General features: G+C 63.9%; 11 protein-coding genes. 5 read left to right on the top strand and 6 right to left on the bottom strand.

Going from position 1 to position 14,692, the window contains the following annotated elements; all coding sequences use genetic code 11:
* Positions 1 to 24: 24 nt before the first annotated feature.
* The 3 genes from CK230_RS01640 to CK230_RS01630 all read left to right on the top strand — a co-directional run bounded on the left by CK230_RS01640 (position 25) and on the right by CK230_RS01630 (position 3,194).
* Complete coding sequence (locus tag CK230_RS01640) at positions 25 to 588, top strand: sigma-70 family RNA polymerase sigma factor (protein ID WP_095815452.1); 564 nt, start codon at positions 25 to 27, stop codon at positions 586 to 588.
* Positions 589 to 590: 2 nt separating this feature from the next.
* Entirely contained in the window at positions 591 to 2,780 is a 2,190-nt protein-coding gene (locus CK230_RS01635; RefSeq protein ID WP_095815451.1) for a VWA domain-containing protein, read from the top strand.
* A 150-nt stretch (positions 2,781 to 2,930) separates the two neighbouring features.
* Positions 2,931 to 3,194, top strand: a complete 264-nt coding sequence (locus tag CK230_RS01630; protein WP_245429786.1) for a hypothetical protein — start codon at positions 2,931 to 2,933, stop codon at positions 3,192 to 3,194.
* 10 nt (positions 3,195 to 3,204) lie between these two features.
* On the opposite strand, the gene bmt is transcribed toward CK230_RS01630, so the two are convergent.
* Both bmt and CK230_RS01620 read right to left on the bottom strand, forming a co-directional pair.
* The gene (bmt, locus tag CK230_RS01625; protein WP_095815821.1) at positions 3,205 to 4,221 is read right to left on the bottom strand and encodes a betaine--homocysteine S-methyltransferase; all 1,017 of its coding nucleotides are present in this window, start codon (positions 4,219 to 4,221) and stop codon (positions 3,205 to 3,207) included.
* A 167-nt stretch (positions 4,222 to 4,388) separates the two neighbouring features.
* Positions 4,389 to 5,246 carry a helix-turn-helix transcriptional regulator gene (locus tag CK230_RS01620; protein ID WP_095815450.1) on the bottom strand — a complete coding sequence of 286 codons (858 nt, stop codon included), beginning with the start codon at positions 5,244 to 5,246 and terminating at the stop codon, positions 4,389 to 4,391.
* Positions 5,247 to 5,494: 248 nt separating this feature from the next.
* On the opposite strand from CK230_RS01620, the gene CK230_RS01615 reads away from it, so the two are divergent.
* Together CK230_RS01615 and CK230_RS01610 are read left to right on the top strand one after the other, a co-directional pair.
* Complete coding sequence (locus CK230_RS01615) at positions 5,495 to 6,496, top strand: fatty acid desaturase (protein ID WP_176479980.1); 1,002 nt, start codon at positions 5,495 to 5,497, stop codon at positions 6,494 to 6,496.
* Between the two features lie 75 nt (positions 6,497 to 6,571).
* Positions 6,572 to 7,411, top strand: a complete 840-nt coding sequence (locus CK230_RS01610) for a PhnD/SsuA/transferrin family substrate-binding protein (RefSeq protein WP_095815449.1) — start codon at positions 6,572 to 6,574, stop codon at positions 7,409 to 7,411.
* Here the strand turns inward: CK230_RS01610 and CK230_RS01605 are convergent.
* The 4 genes from CK230_RS01605 to CK230_RS01590 all read right to left on the bottom strand — a co-directional run bounded on the left by CK230_RS01605 (position 7,379) and on the right by CK230_RS01590 (position 14,556).
* Entirely contained in the window at positions 7,379 to 8,716 is a 1,338-nt protein-coding gene (locus CK230_RS01605; RefSeq protein ID WP_095815448.1) for a Xaa-Pro peptidase family protein, read from the bottom strand. The genes CK230_RS01610 and CK230_RS01605 overlap by 33 nt on opposite strands.
* 16 nt (positions 8,717 to 8,732) lie before the next feature.
* The gene (locus CK230_RS01600; protein ID WP_141245971.1) at positions 8,733 to 10,262 is read right to left on the bottom strand and encodes a glycosyltransferase family 39 protein; all 1,530 of its coding nucleotides are present in this window, start codon (positions 10,260 to 10,262) and stop codon (positions 8,733 to 8,735) included.
* Positions 10,263 to 10,331: 69 nt separating this feature from the next.
* On the bottom strand, positions 10,332 to 12,902 hold the full coding sequence (locus CK230_RS01595) for an FAD-dependent oxidoreductase (RefSeq protein ID WP_095815446.1): 2,571 nt from the start codon (positions 12,900 to 12,902) through the stop codon (positions 10,332 to 10,334).
* A 76-nt stretch (positions 12,903 to 12,978) separates the two neighbouring features.
* Complete coding sequence (locus CK230_RS01590; protein ID WP_095815819.1) at positions 12,979 to 14,556, bottom strand: trimethylamine methyltransferase family protein; 1,578 nt, start codon at positions 14,554 to 14,556, stop codon at positions 12,979 to 12,981.
* Positions 14,557 to 14,692 lie beyond the last annotated feature (136 nt).

Below are 14,692 nucleotides of genomic sequence, written 5' to 3'. Positions count from 1 at the left end.
CATTAGCCTTCGTCCAACAGGCAAATGACGGCGATGATGCTGGACGACGGCGAAGCCTCCGATGCCGACTTGATCGGGCGGGCGAGGTGCGGAGACAGGGGGGCTTTCGGCAAACTGGTCGAAAGGCACTATGGCTTCGTCTATCGCGCCGCCTATCGCTGGTGCGGCAGGAAGGCCGATGCCGAGGACATCGCCCAGGATGTCTGCGTGCGGCTCGGCCGCGCGATCCGCGACTATCAGGGCAGCGGCGCGTTCACGACATGGCTCTACGCCATGACGCTGAACGCGGCGCGCGACATGATGCGCAAGCGCGCCCGCGACACCGCCAAGGCCGATGCCTATGGCGCCTATGCGTCGATCGCGGGCGAAGCGCCGGCGGAGACCGACGATCCCGCCGAGGCGTTGTGGGTCGCGGTGCGGATGCTGCCCGACAAGCAGCGCGACGCGGTGCTGCTCGTCTATGGCGAAGGTCTCAACCACGCGGCGGCGGCGGAGGTGATGGCGATCTCGGAGACGACGGTTTCCTGGCACATCCATGAAGCGAAGAAACGGCTGAAGGTGCTGATGCGCTCAGCCGGGGAAGTGTGACCATGGTCGACGACAACGAACTCGAAAGGCTGCACAATCTCGCCGTACCGGCGCCGGGCGGCGAAGCAAAGGCGCGCGCGCTGGCCGCCGCAATGCAGGCGTTCGACCTCGATGAAAAAAATTCGACGGCCTCCCAAGGAACGTCCGCAGGCCTTCGTCTCACGGAGCGAGCACAAAAGCTCTGGAGAGACATCATGCAACGGAAACTCATTTCCACGCCGGCCATCACCGCGCTGGTTGCGCTGCCTATTGCCGGATATGCCGCTTTCGAGATGCTGAAGGAGCAGCCGCCGGTCATTACCGGCAACGGCAAGATCGCAGAGACGCTGGCCGACAAGCCTCTGGCGCAGAAGTCCGCGCCGGAGCAACTGGCGACCAACGAGCCGCTGGCTGCGGCGCCGGCGAAGGAGAAGAAGACCGACACGGACACCGAGACGCGCGCCAATTCGCAGATGGCGCCCGCAGCGCCCAAGCCGGCGACCGAGGTCGACAGCCTGCTTAAGCAGGAGGCGGCACCAGAGGCGATGCCTGCCCCGCAACCTGCGCCAGCCGAAAGCGGCCAGCTCGCGGCCGGCGGGAAGGACGGGGCCGGGGTAGTTGCAGGCTATTCCGCGAAGCGGAGCGCCGACGAGTTGGAGCGGGCCGACAAGGCACCGGCCGGTGTCGCTGCCGCCATACCGGCATCTCCGCCCAAGGTCGCCGACTCCAAGCTGATGGTGCAGCCTGCGCCGATGCCTTCCGACCAGATGCAGCCGCAGGAGCAAAACCGCGACCGCATCGAGACGTTCAAGACCAATCCGGTCCATGAGACCGCGCAGGATCCGGTCTCTACCTTCTCGATCGATGTCGACACGGCCTCCTATTCCTTCGTGCGGCGCTCGTTGAAGGAAGGTGCGCTGCCTCAGGCCGACACGGTGCGCGTCGAGGAGATGATCAACTACTTCCCCTATGACTGGAAGGGTCCGGATTCGGCCACAACGCCGTTCAACTCGACCGTCACCGTCATGCCGACGCCGTGGAACGAGCACACCAAGCTGATGCATGTCGCGGTCAAGGGTTTCGACGTGAAGCCGGCCGAGCAGCCCAAGGCCAACCTGGTCTTCCTGATCGACGTCTCGGGTTCGATGGACGAGCCGGACAAGCTGCCGCTGCTCAAATCCGCTTTCCGGCTCCTGATCAGCAAGCTCAAACCCGACGACACCGTCTCGATCGTCACCTATGCCGGCAATGCCGGCACGGTGCTGATGCCGACCAAGGCGGCGGAAAAGCAGAAGATCCTCGCGGCCATCGACAATCTGGAGCCTGGTGGCTCGACGGCCGGCGAGGCAGGCATTCGCGAAGCCTACAAGCTTGCCCAGCAATCCTTCGTCAAGGATGGCGTCAACCGGGTGATGCTTGCCACCGACGGCGACTTCAATGTCGGTCAGACCGATGACGAGGATCTCAAGCGGCTGATCGAGACAGAGCGCAAGACCGGCGTGTTCCTGTCGGTGTTCGGCTTCGGGCAAGGCAATCTGAACGACCAGATGATGCAGACCATCGCCCAGAACGGCAACGGCACGGCCGCCTATATCGACACTTTGGCCGAAGCCGAGAAGGTACTGGTCGAGGATGCCTCCTCGACGCTGTTCACCATCGCCAAGGACGTCAAGATCCAGGTCGAGTTCAATCCGGCCAAGGTCTCCGAATACCGTCTCGTCGGCTATGAGACCCGGGCGCTGAAGCGCGAGGATTTCAACAACGACCGCGTCGATGCCGGCGATATCGGCTCCGGCCATTCGGTGACGGCGCTCTATGAGATCACACCGAAAGGGAGCGGCGGCGAGCAGGTCGATCCGCTGCGCTACGGCCAGGCCAAGGTCGACAATGGCGGCGTCGCCAATGCCGACGAATATGCCTTCGTCAAGATCCGCTACAAGCTGCCGAGCGAGAATGTCTCGAAGCTGATCACCACGCCGGTGACCGCCGCCAACGAGGTCAAGTCCTTCGATGCGGCCGGCGCCGACCAGCGTTTCTCGGTCGCCGTCGCGGCTTTCGGGCAGAAGCTGCGCGACGAGGACCAGACGGCGAATTTCGAATATGACCGGATCGCCGAGATCGCCAATGCCGCGCGCGGCGCCGATCCGTTCGGCTACAGGGCGGAGTTCCTGTCGCTGGTGCGCCTGGCTTCATCGCTGGGCGGCAACAAGTAGAGAGCCGAAACCAAGGGCCGAAATAGCGAAGGCCGGCGGGCAATTCCTGCCGGCCTTTTCCGCGATCGTTAAATTGCGCTGCTTTTCCGGAATATCATTGCAATTAACTTTTGTTAGTTCGTGCCGATAGACGAGCATCAGGGGCGGGCATTGCATATCACCACAAACTGGAGCGCGACGGCGACGGCAAACACGACGCGTGCTCCGACGCCGGAATCGACGCGCATCCGCAGTGAAGTCGACGCCGCCCGCAACACCGCGCTATCGGCGCTCACCAACGATCGCTTCCGCGCGATGCTGGAGCAGATCAGCGACCCGGGCACGTCGGGCGCCCTGATGACGATGGGTTCCGACAGCCAGAAGGTTGTCGATTTCAATACGGCGCTGTCGCGCTACGCCGAAAGCAGCGAATAAAGCAGGCCCGTCAGGCGCGGCTGCGCCGGCGTTCGCGCCTGCCTTCACCCGTATCACCGGCACTTGCCGTCTTGTTGCGCATCGGGCCGATGCGTTGGACGATCGTCTCCACCGTCGGCCGCTCGGCCTTGGTGTGCGCGTCGAGCGCCTTGCGCATGGCGGCAAGGTGAGCGAACGAGGTGCCACAGCAGCCGCCGACGATCTTGGCGCCGGCATCGACCGCCAGCCGGACGTAGTCTGACATCAGCTCCGGCGTGCCGGAGTAATGGATCTCGCTGCCGCGGAATTCCGGTATGCCGCAATTGCCCTTGACGATCACGGTCGCCTCCGGCTTCGCCTCGGTCATGTCGAGCAGCGAAGCGAGGATATCGGAAGCGCCGACGCCGCAATTGGCGCCGACACCGAGCGGAGCCTGCGACAGGCCATCAGCGACGGCGTGAATGTCCTTCGGCAGCAGCCCCATCATGGTGCGGCCTGCGGTGTCGAAGGAACCGGTATAGGTATAGGGCAAGCCGACGCGGATCGCGGCTTCGGCCGCGGCGCGGATCTCGTCGGGCGCCGACATGGTCTCGATCCAGGCGACTTCGGCGCCGCCGGCCTTGAGGCCTTCGATCTGCTCGGCAAAGGCATCGACGGCGTCGTCATAGGTCAGGGCGCCGAGCGGCACCAGCAGCTCGCCGGTCGGGCCGACCGAGCCGGCGACGATCACCTTGCGGCCGGCATTATCGGCGACGGAGCGGGCGATTTCGGCGGCGCGCCTGTTGAGGTCATGCACGCGGTCCTGCGCGTGATGCAGCTTGAGCCGGTGGCGGGTGCCGCCGAAGGAATTGGTGAGGATGATATCGGCGCCGGCGTCGACGAAGTTTTGATGCAAGCTGGCAATGGTCCCGGGCGACGTCTCGTTGAGCAGCTCAGGCGCTTCGCCGGCCTCAAGACCCATGGCGAACAGATTGGTGCCGGTGGCACCGTCGGCCAGAAGCACACCCTTTTCGGCCAGCAGTGCGTGGATGGGGTTGGTCGCGGTCATGGCCATAACTTTCGTATTTGGAATTCAAATAACGATATAAAGAAGTCTTTATGTCCAGTCAACGAGCTTGCGGCCGAGAGGACTTTATGGGCCGGCGTGATATCGACCTCGATCCCGGTGCAGGGCTCACCATTGGTCGGATGTTGGTCGACCGGGCAGGCAAGCGCTCAGACAGAGCCTGACGGGAAGGACATTGCGGCCAGCTTCTGCGCGAAGCTCGCCGCCTCATGCGCGTTGATATCGGCGGCGCGGATCAGATTGTCGAAATGGCTGGTGAGGGTGCGGATCGGCTGGGTGGCGTTCAACACCAGATACATGTCACCGACATAGATGGCAGCGCGGTAGGGGCCGAAGATCGTATATGGGATCGAGTAGCGCATGCGTCCATCATAGAGGAACAGGCGGAAGGTCGGGTAAAGGTCGTCGAGGAGCGCTGCCATGTGCAGCAACTGGGCACGCCGGTCGGCTTCGGGAAAACGATCCCAGACGCCGAGGCCGCGCGCGAAGATCTCCAGCGTGTGGCGGGGCATGCAGACCTCCATGTCGGTCTCCGGCCGCCGGTTGTAGTCGATGCGGTACTGCGTTTCGCCGGCCTGCGCTTCACGGCTCTTGTTGGTTATTCCGGCCTCATATTCGACCAGCGCCTCAGTGCGCAAAAGGTCAGGGATGCCTGCCGGCACGTAGCGGATTTTCGTGCCTGCCGCCTCGGCATGCCACTTGGCGAGCAAGGTGCGGTCGAAACCGTCCGGCGCCTCCTCGATCTCGAGGCTCTCTCTAATTTCGCCGGTGACGCCCTCGTCCTGGGAGAGGCCGAGCAGCCAGTCGAGCGACACCTTGAACTCGGCCGCGATGTTGAGAAGCGTCTCGGCGCGGGGCAGGCGGGTCGAGGCGCCTGACAGGAGCTGCGACAACGCCGAGCGATCGATGCCGACGGTGGCCGCGAAGGCCGACTGGTTAAGGTCGGACCGTGTCAAGAGCATTTTCAACCGCTCCCGAAAGAGGGTCGACAGATCGCGCTTGTCCATCACGCTGTTCCTGCTTCGGAGAGGAAAAATTTGCGCCGGGAGCGTTTTGAACGTCGCTCAGGCGGAAATGAATCCCCATATTTGTTTACAATGTATAACATATGCGGCCGAAAATGCGCACTCGCAACAGTTTGTGCGCATTGTCGCGTTGATGTCACTGCAGGCTCCTGACACAATGCTGTCAGGAATCGAGGGGTTCCGGCGACTGAAAGGCAGTGGTCGATAGCATGGCAAGCATGAATACCGGCATGAACAAGAGACGTAGCAGCGCACCGGCAATCGAATGGCCGACGGTATTCCTCGCACTGTTCTGCTACGGCGCATGGCTCGCCGTCGGCTTCCTGCTCTGGCCAGCCCATCCACTGATCGCACTTATCGCCCTGGCGGTGATCCTGGCGCTGCAATCCTCGCTGATGCATGAGGTGCTGCACGGCCACCCGACCCGCAGCGCGCGCATCAACGAAGCCTTCGTCTTCCTGCCGATCGGACTTGTCTGGCCGTTCCGGCGTTTCAAGACCATCCATCTTCGACACCATGCCGACGAGCGGCTTACCGATCCGCTCGACGACCCGGAGACCTATTACCAGGCGCTCTGGATGCATGAGGAACTGCCTCCAACGATGAAGTTCCTGCTCAAGGTCAACAACACCATGGTCGGCCGCTTGATCCTCGGCCCGTGGCTGTCCTCGGTCGGCTTCTTCATCGATGACGCCAGGCAGATCGCAGCGGGCGACAAGGCAATCCGCAAGGCATGGCTGCTGCATGCCATCGGCATTGCCGTGGTTGCGCCGATCGTCACCTTCGGCTTCGGCATCCCGCTCTGGCTCTATGTGCTGGTGCCGGTCTGGCTCGGACAGTCGCTGATCTCGGTGCGCACCTATGCCGAGCACCAGTGGTCCGAACATCCGGAAGGACGCACCATCATCGTCGAACGCTCGCCGCTGTCGTTCCTGTTCCTCAACAACAACCTGCATTTCGTGCATCACAAGAGCCCGACGGTTGCGTGGTACAGATTGCCGAAGCTGTTTCGCGAGCGCCGCGAGGAATGGTTGCGGATGAACAATGGTTATGTCTATCCGAACTATCTGGCCCTGATCAAATCCTTCGCCTTCAAGGCAAAGGAGCCGGTCATCCATCCGGTATTGCGCCGTTCGCCCGAACCTGGCCGCGCCTTCAAGCCACGCGTCAGGGCGCGCAATGTCAACGGGCTTGGAACCGCGCCGGTTCCGGCGGAGCCGCCGAAGGAGTAATCTCGGCTTTCCGCGACCGCTTTTCACGGCGGAATGCAGGCGCCGAAGATCACCTGTCCTTGAAAGCTATTCGACATGAGCAAGTTCGTTGCGGCCCTGCCGATGTATGACTGGCCCGAAGCGCGGGGCGAGGTCGATGCGCAATGGGCGCTTCTCCGCGACGCCTTCCGGCAACGCGGCATCGATGCGCCGGAGTCTGTCGTGCGCAGCAACCGCGAACTGCCGCCGGTGTCCGGCGGCATCCTCGACGCCGTCGGCGAGGTGATCGCATCGGATCCGGCGACGCTGCCCCCGGACGAGTTCGATTTCCACCAGCTGTGGCTGAGCCCAGCGCTTCTGTTCGGGCAAACCTGCTGGGGGCCGTTGGAACTCGGCCTTGCCCGGCATGTGCAAGTGATCGCGCAGCCGAACTACGATGCATTCGAGGGCGGGCAGGGCGAACTCTATTCCAGCGCGCTGATGATGGCCGCGGACGGCGGTTCGTCGGCTGCATCGCCGCAGGACGGCAACGCCGTCATCCCGATCGATCTTCTGCGCGGCAAGCGCTTCATCTTCAACAGTCCCGATTCGATGTCCGGGCTGATCGGGCTGACGCGCGACCTGGAGGCGATGGGCGAAAGCCTGGACATCTTTGCCTCGCGCGGTGAGAGCGGAGGCCACCGGTCGTCGATCGTCGCCGTCGCCGAAGGCAGGGCCGATATCGCGGCGATCGACTGCCAGAGCTGGGCGCTGGCCCAGCGCTTCGAACCGGCTGCGCGGGGTGTCAAAGTCGTCGGCTGGACGGCGCGGCGCAAGGGCCTGCCCTATATCACGGCGAGGACCACCCCGGCCTCGCTCATTGCCGCGATGCGCGAGGGCGTCGCGGCGGTCGAAGGCGGCGCGTCAGAGCAGCCGCTCTTCCAGAGGGTAGGCTGACAGTTTCGCGTTGCCGGTCTCGGTGATCAGGATCTGTTCCTCGATCTTGACGCCTTCGCGCCCGCCAAGCCTGCCGATATAGCTTTCGACGCAAAGCACCATGCCGGGCTCGAGCTCGCCGTCCGGTGTGTCGTCGGTCCAGTCGCTTGCGTGCGGCAACGTCGGATATTCGTCGGCCAGGCCGACGCCGTGATAGAGCACGCCGTAGCGGGCAGGGAAACAGTCGCCCGGCGGCACCGCCGAGCGCTCGACGAGGTCGCGGAAGGAGATGTCCGGCCGCATCAGATCCGTGTTGTGGGCGATCTGGTCGGCGGCGATGCGGAAGAGGTCGAGCTGCTCGTTCGACGGTTGCCTATCGCCGCAGAGCCATGTGCGCGAAAGATCGGCGCAGAAGCCGTAGGGGCCGATCAGGTCGGTGTCGAAGGCGACGAGGTCGCCATTCTCGATGACGCGCGAGGAACATTCCTGGAACCAGGGATTGGTGCGCGGCCCCGACGACAGAAGCCGCGTCTCGATCCATTCGCCGCCGCGTGCGATGTTGCCGCGATGCAACTCAGCCCATAATTCGTTCTCGGAGATGCCGGGCTTCAAAGCTGCTTCCATCTCGCCCATCGCCGCCTCGCAGGCGACGATCGAGCGCCGCATGGCAAGGATTTCGTCAGGCGACTTGATCAGCCGCGCATTCTCCATCACCGCCTCGCCGTTACCGACGGAAATGCCGCGGCGGGTGAGTTCCTCGACCCCCTCGGGATTGATGTGGTCGATGGCGATGCGGCGATTGCCGCCGAACTCGGCCACGAGCTCGGCGATGCCGGCACCCCAGCGGCGGACCTTCTCATCGGTCAGCTCGCCGCTGTAGAGATACATCCACGACACCGCCGGCCGCACCTCGTCGACGACGCTCGAATGATCCGACAGGTGCTCGCAGGAAAAATAGTCGAACAGCACCACCGGGCCCTCGGTGGCGACGAAACAGTGGCGCGTCGGGTTGTGCGCGACCCAGAGCTGCATGTTGGTCGAGTCCGTCGCGTAGCGGATGTTGACCGGATCGTAAAGCAGGGCGCCGCCATAGTCGCGGCGCTTCAGCTCGGCGCGGATGCGCTCGAGCCGGTAGCTCCGCATGGCAACCAGGTTTGGAGCGGCAACGCCTGCAGCCGCCCATTCGGCTTCGGCCGTCGCGCCATAGCCCAGCACATGCTGGTTGAGCGAGGCCGCCTTCTCGCGCGAGGCCTCGCGCAGCGCCTCGACCGAGCCGGGTTCGAAGGGCATGATCTTGCGGTGGCGGCCGAAGCGTTGCTTGTCCATGCAGTTCCCCTGAAACCTACTGCCCGGCTATCTTGTGCAGTCTGGTGACGATGACCTGGCGCGGCGGGAAGCCGAGCGCCTGCGGCACCTCAATACGGCGGTGGACGGTGTCCATCGCGTAGCCCGCCTTTGCCATCTCCACGAAAACATCCGAGGGCGGTTCCCTGTCATTGGCGAGCACAAGCACCGCCGGTTCGCGGATGAAACGGGCGAAGTCCGGTATCTCGTCATCGAGCACGATGAGGTCGGCGTCGACGAGGCGCAGATTGCCGACCCAGAACCAGCTCGAGACCACGGTCTTGACCGGACCGTCGGCGCTGATCTGGTCGTAAAGCGACCGGTAGTCCATGCGCACGATGCCGCCGCGGCTGTCGCCGCCGTTCACATGCATGTACCAGCTTACCGGCAGCACAAGGATGGCGAGGACCGTGCCGACAAAGACGATGGTTGCTTGCGCTTTTCTGCCCCTTTGGCCGATCGCGTCAAAACGCATGGCAAGGGCGGCGGGCAAAAGGACGAATATGGGCAGCACCCAGCGATCGCGAAACTGAGTGATGCCACCGGCCAGAACCACCACCAGCGTGACCAGCAAGGCAAGGGCGATCGTGCGCCACAGCAGCTTTTCGGGCCAACGCGCCGGCTGGGGCGTTGTCATGGTTTTTCGTGCGACCAGGAAAAACGCGACGGCAACGATGGCCATCGGCAGACCCGCGAAATTGAGCATCGCGTTGCCAAGTCCTCGCAGGGCGAGCGCCGCCGTCTCCAAGAGGCTATCGCCCTTGCCAGCGCCGAAGCCGCCGCGGTGCGCCAGGAAGTCATCCGGGTGCGCGATGTTCCAGTGAAGCGTCGGGAGGCAAGCGAGGATCGCCACGACCACGCTGATCAGGAAGCGGCGGTCGAAGATCGCCTCACGCGTTTCGCGAAGCGACAGTGCCGCCAGGAACAACGCGGCAAGGAAGATGACGATGTTGTATTTCGACAGCATCGCCGCCGCCGTCGCGAGGCCAAACACCGCATAAGCGATGGCCGATCGCCGCTTCTCGACCTCGACCAGCGCCAGGAGCAGCACCGAGGTGAAACAGAATATGGCGACCGAGTGGGTGAGGGCGTGCTGCATTTCCCAGAAGATCTGGGGAAACAGAAGCAGCCCGAACATGCCGGCGGCAGCGGCGCGGTTCGAATAGCCCAGGCGGCGTATGGCGGTGAAATAGGCGGCCAGCCCGGCGGCCAGCAGCCCGTATTTGACGATCTTGAGGGCAAGGACGCTGGTTCCAACCAACGAGGCCGCAAGCATGGCGAGCCAGGTGTACAAAGGCGGTTGCGAGCTGCCGTAGCCGGCGGCCAGGAACCGCATCTCCATCAACTGCTCGGAATCGTCGACGCCGACGCCGGTGCCCGCGACGTGGGACAACAGCGTCATCGCCACGACCTGGGTCAGGCAGTAGAGGAGGACAAACGCGACAGCGGCGTTGAACGGACCGACCCGTTCATCGCAGAGCCAGTCGGTCCATTTTTCGAGCTGCCGCAAGTGGGATAGTCTTCTCATGCCGATGCGCCGGTAGCGGGCCATCGACCATGCCACAGCAACCGGGGCAATCCAACAAATCCGCGTGTCTCAGGTCCGCATCTTCTCGCCGCTCGGATCGAAGGGCGGCTCGACATTGATGCGGGCCGGGCGGCGGTGTCCGAGGATCTCGATCTCGAACAGGCCGGCGCTTTCGTCCTCGGCAAGGGCAGCCGGGACATAGCCCTGCGCCATCGACTTCTGGACGTAATGCGCGTAGCCGCCCGAGGTCACCCAGCCGACGACGCGCCATTCGCCATCGATGATGCCGCGCACGGCGGAGGCGCCTTCGGCGGCTTTGGAGCCGCGGACTTCCTTGCCAGCCTCGTCGAAGCGCGGCGCGCCGTAGCCATGCGGCTTCTCCACCGAGCCGTAGTCCTTGCTGACCTTGGCCCAGATCGGCTCGTCGCCCATCACATCGGCATCGATGGCGTCGACGATGAAGGAAACGCGGCGCAGTTTTGGTCCTTCGGCATGCTCCTTGGCCGAGGCCTCGCGGCCGATGAAGTCGTTCTTCTCGAGCTTGATGAAGCGATCCATCGAGCCTTCGAAGGGGCCGTAGATCGGGCGCAATTCGCGGAACCAGGTCGGGAAGTTCTTTTCCAGGCGCATCGACAGCAGCGCGCGCATGCCGAAATCGACAATGCCGAATTCTTCGCCCGCCTCCTTGATCGCCTTATAGACGAGGCGCTGGTAGGCCGGAGCCATCCAGATCTCGTAGCCGAGGTCGCCGGTATAGGTGATGCGGTTGACCATGCAGGGCGCGCCGCCGACCGCCATCTCGCGGAAGTCCATGAAGCGGAAGGCCTTGGTCGAGACGTCGACGTCGACCAGTTTCTGCAAAAGGTCACGCGATTTGGGACCAGCGATCGAGAGACCCACCAGCGTCTGGTCGAAGCGGTGAATGCGCACCGAGCCATCCTTGGGCAAATGCTTCTCGAACCAGCGCATGTGATATTTCTGCGCGGCCGACGAGCCCCAGATCATGAAACGATCCTCGCCTGATTTGGCGATGGTGAAGTCGCCGATCAGCTTGCCGAACTCGTTGACCATGGGGGTCAGCACGATGCGGCCGGTCTTCGGCATGCGGTTCGTCATCAGCCGGTTGAGGAAGTCCTCGGCGCCCGGTCCGGACACTTCGTATTTGGCGAAGTTGGCGATCTCGGTGACACCGACCTTCTCGCGCGTGGCGCGCACTTCCTCGCCGATCGGACCGAAGTCGTTGGACCGGTGGAAGGATACGATGTCCTTCGGTTCCGTGCCCTTCGGCGCGAACCAGAGCGGGGTTTCCAGGCCCCATGAATCGCCCATGACGGCGTTGTTGGCGAGCATGGTGTCGTAGAGCGGCGTCGTCTGCGCCGGCCGCGCTGCCGGCAATTCCTCGTTGGGGAAGCGGATCGAGAAGCGGCGCGAATAGTTCTCGCGAACCTTGGCGTTGGTGTAGCGCAGCGTCGCCCATTCGCCAAAGCGGGCGACGTCCATGCCCCAGACGTCGAAGCCCGGATCGCCATGCACCATCCAGTTGGAGAGCGCCAGGCCGACGCCGCCGCCCTGGCTGAAGCCGGCCATGACGGCGCAGGCGCACCAGAAATTGGTCAGGCCCTGCACCGGGCCGACCAGCGGATTGCCGTCGAGCGCGAAGGTGAAGGGGCCGTTGATGATCTGCTTGATGCCAGCCTTCTCGATGCCGGGGAAATGCTTGAAGCCGATCTCCAGCGACGGCGCGATGCGGTCGATGTCGGGCTGCAAAAGCTCATGGCCGAAATCCCAGGGCGTGTTGACCGGGGACCACGGCTTGCAGGCCTTCTCATAGGTGCCGAGCAGGATGCCGTTGCGCTCCTGGCGGGTGTAGATCTCGCCCTTGAAGTCGAGCACGCCGATCATCTCGCGGCCGGTCGACTTGTTGAATTCCTCGACCTCCGGCATCGGCTCGGTGAGGAGGTACATATGCTCCATCGCCAGCACCGGCAGCTCGACGCCGACCATGCGGCCGATCTCGCGCGCCCACAGGCCGCCGCAGTTGACGACATGCTCGGCATGGACCGTGCCCTGTTCGGTGACGACGTTCCACGTGCCGTCCGGCTGCTGTGTGAGATCAACGACGCGGTTGCGCAGCACGATCTCGGCGCCGAGCTTTTTCGCGGCCTTGGAATAGGCGATGGTGGTGCCGGAAGGGTCGAGATGGCCTTCGACCGGATCCCACATGGCGCCGACGAAGTTCTTCTCGTCCATCAACGGGAACATCGCCTTGGCTTCCGAGGGCGTGATCAGTTCGGTGTCCATGCCGAGATAGCGGCCCTTGGCATGCGCCAGCCGCAGGAAGTCCATGCGCTCCGGCGTATCGGCCATCATGACGCCGCCGGTCAAATGCAGCGAGCAGGACTGGCCGGATAGCTCCTCGATCTCCTTGTAGAGCTGGACCGTGTAGGCCTGCAGCTTGGCGACGTTTGGGTCGCCGTTCAGCGTATGGAAGCCGCCCGCCGCATGCCAGGACGAGCCGGAGGTCAGCTCCGAGCGCTCGATCAGCATGATATCGGTCCAGCCGGCCTTGGCCAGATGATAAAGCACCGAGCAGCCGACGACACCGCCGCCGATGACAACCGCTTTTACATGAGATTTCATACAGATAGGTCCGTCTTGTGCAATGTGGAGTCAGAAATGAGGATGAGCGGCGGGCAGTTGCCTGACCGACCGCAGATCAGAAATCCGTCGGCGCGCCGCCCTCGGCGCGGCGCTTTTCGACGAAGTCGTTGAGTTCCTCGCGGATGGCCGGATCCATATAGGGCTCCTCATAAGAGGCAAGGCGCTCCTTCCACACTTTGTTGGTGCGCTCCATCGCCGTCGGCGAGCCGGCCTCCGTCCAGGTCTCGAAGTTGCGCCAGTCGGAGACGATCGGCGAGTAGAAGGCGGTCTTGTAGCGCGCCTGCGTGTGCGGGGTGCCGAAGAAATGGCCGCCCGGGCCGACCGACTGGATGGCGTCGAAGCCGAGCGCGTCCTCGGAGAGGTCGAGAGGCGTCAGGTACTCGGCCACCATCTGCAACAGGTCGATGTCGAGGATGGTCTTTTCATAGGAGCAGCGCAGGCCACCTTCCAGCCAGCCGGCGCCATGCATCATGAGATTGCCGCCGCCCTGGATCGCGCCCCAGAGCGAGAACACGCTTTCATAGGCGGCCTGTGCGTCGACCGTGTTGGCGGCGCAGGTGTTGGAGGTGCGGTAGGGGATGTTGTAGCGGCGGGCGAGCTGGCCGCCGACGAGCTGGGCCTTCATATATTCGGGCGTGCCGAAAGCGGGCGCGCCTGACTTCATGTCGACATTGGAGGTGAAGCCGCCATAGCCGACCGGCGCGCCTTTCTTGACCATCTGCGCGAAGGCGATGCCGGAAAGTGCCTCGGCATTCTGCTGCACCAGCGCGCCGGCGACGGTGACCGGCGCCATGGCGCCCGACAGCGTGAACGGCGTGACGATGACGGCCTGGCCCATGCTTGCCATCTGGATGATGCCTTCCATCATCGGCACGTCCAGCTTGAGCGGCGAATTGGTGTTGATGATGGTGAAGACCGAGGGCTCCTGCATTAGCTGCTCGCGGCTGATGCCGCGGGCGATGCGGGTGATCTCGATGCCGTCCACATTGCGCTCCTTGCCGAGCGAATAGATGTGGAAGACCTTGTCGGTCAGCATGGCGAGGTCGCGGATGCACTCCAGGTGGCGGACCGAGGGGTGGATGTCGATCGGCTCGACCGGATAGCCGCCGGTGCAGTTGAGGATGTTGTGCATCTGCGCCAGGCGCAGGAAGTTGCGGTAGTCGGCCTGGTTGCCGGGCCGGCGGCCGCGGTCGAGGTCGGAGCAGTTCGGCGCCGAGGCCATCATCGACAGGATGACGTTGTTGCCGCCGAAGCGCAGATTGTGCGCCGGGTTGCGGGCGTGCAGCGTGAACTCCGACGGGCAGTGCGAGACAAGCTCGAGGATCATGTCGCTGTCGAAGCGCACGCGCTCCGAGCCTTCGCGCACATCCGCGCCATGCGTCTTCATGATGCGGCGGGCTTCCTCATGCAGAACGTCGACGCCGATTTCCTTCAGCACCCGCAGCGAGGCGAGGTGGATCGATTCCAACTCGTCGTCGGAGACGAACTTGGTCGGCGTCAGCGGGTTCTTCAACTGCCGAAAGGCGGGCTGCTCGAAAGCGGCCGCGCCGCCGGCGCGCTTGCCCGCGCGGCCGCCACGGCGGGTGCGATCGGTAGCCGGTGCCGGTTCGACAGGATGGAGGGCAGCGGTCATGAAATGCCTCGTCAGGGTCCGTATTTGGCCGGCATAATGGACCGGCGGCCATGCAGCCGGTGAGGAGGCGGCGACCACTAGGGCGAGGGAAGCGACATGACGGAGGGACAGTTTTGCGAGAGAGTCTCAACTGATC

Origin of the sequence: Mesorhizobium sp. WSM3859 (assembly GCF_002295065.1) — a bacterium.
Classification (GTDB): domain Bacteria; phylum Pseudomonadota; class Alphaproteobacteria; order Rhizobiales; family Rhizobiaceae; genus Mesorhizobium.
The sequence above is the reverse complement of the archived record's forward strand: the minus strand, read 5'-3'. Positions and strand labels throughout refer to the sequence as shown.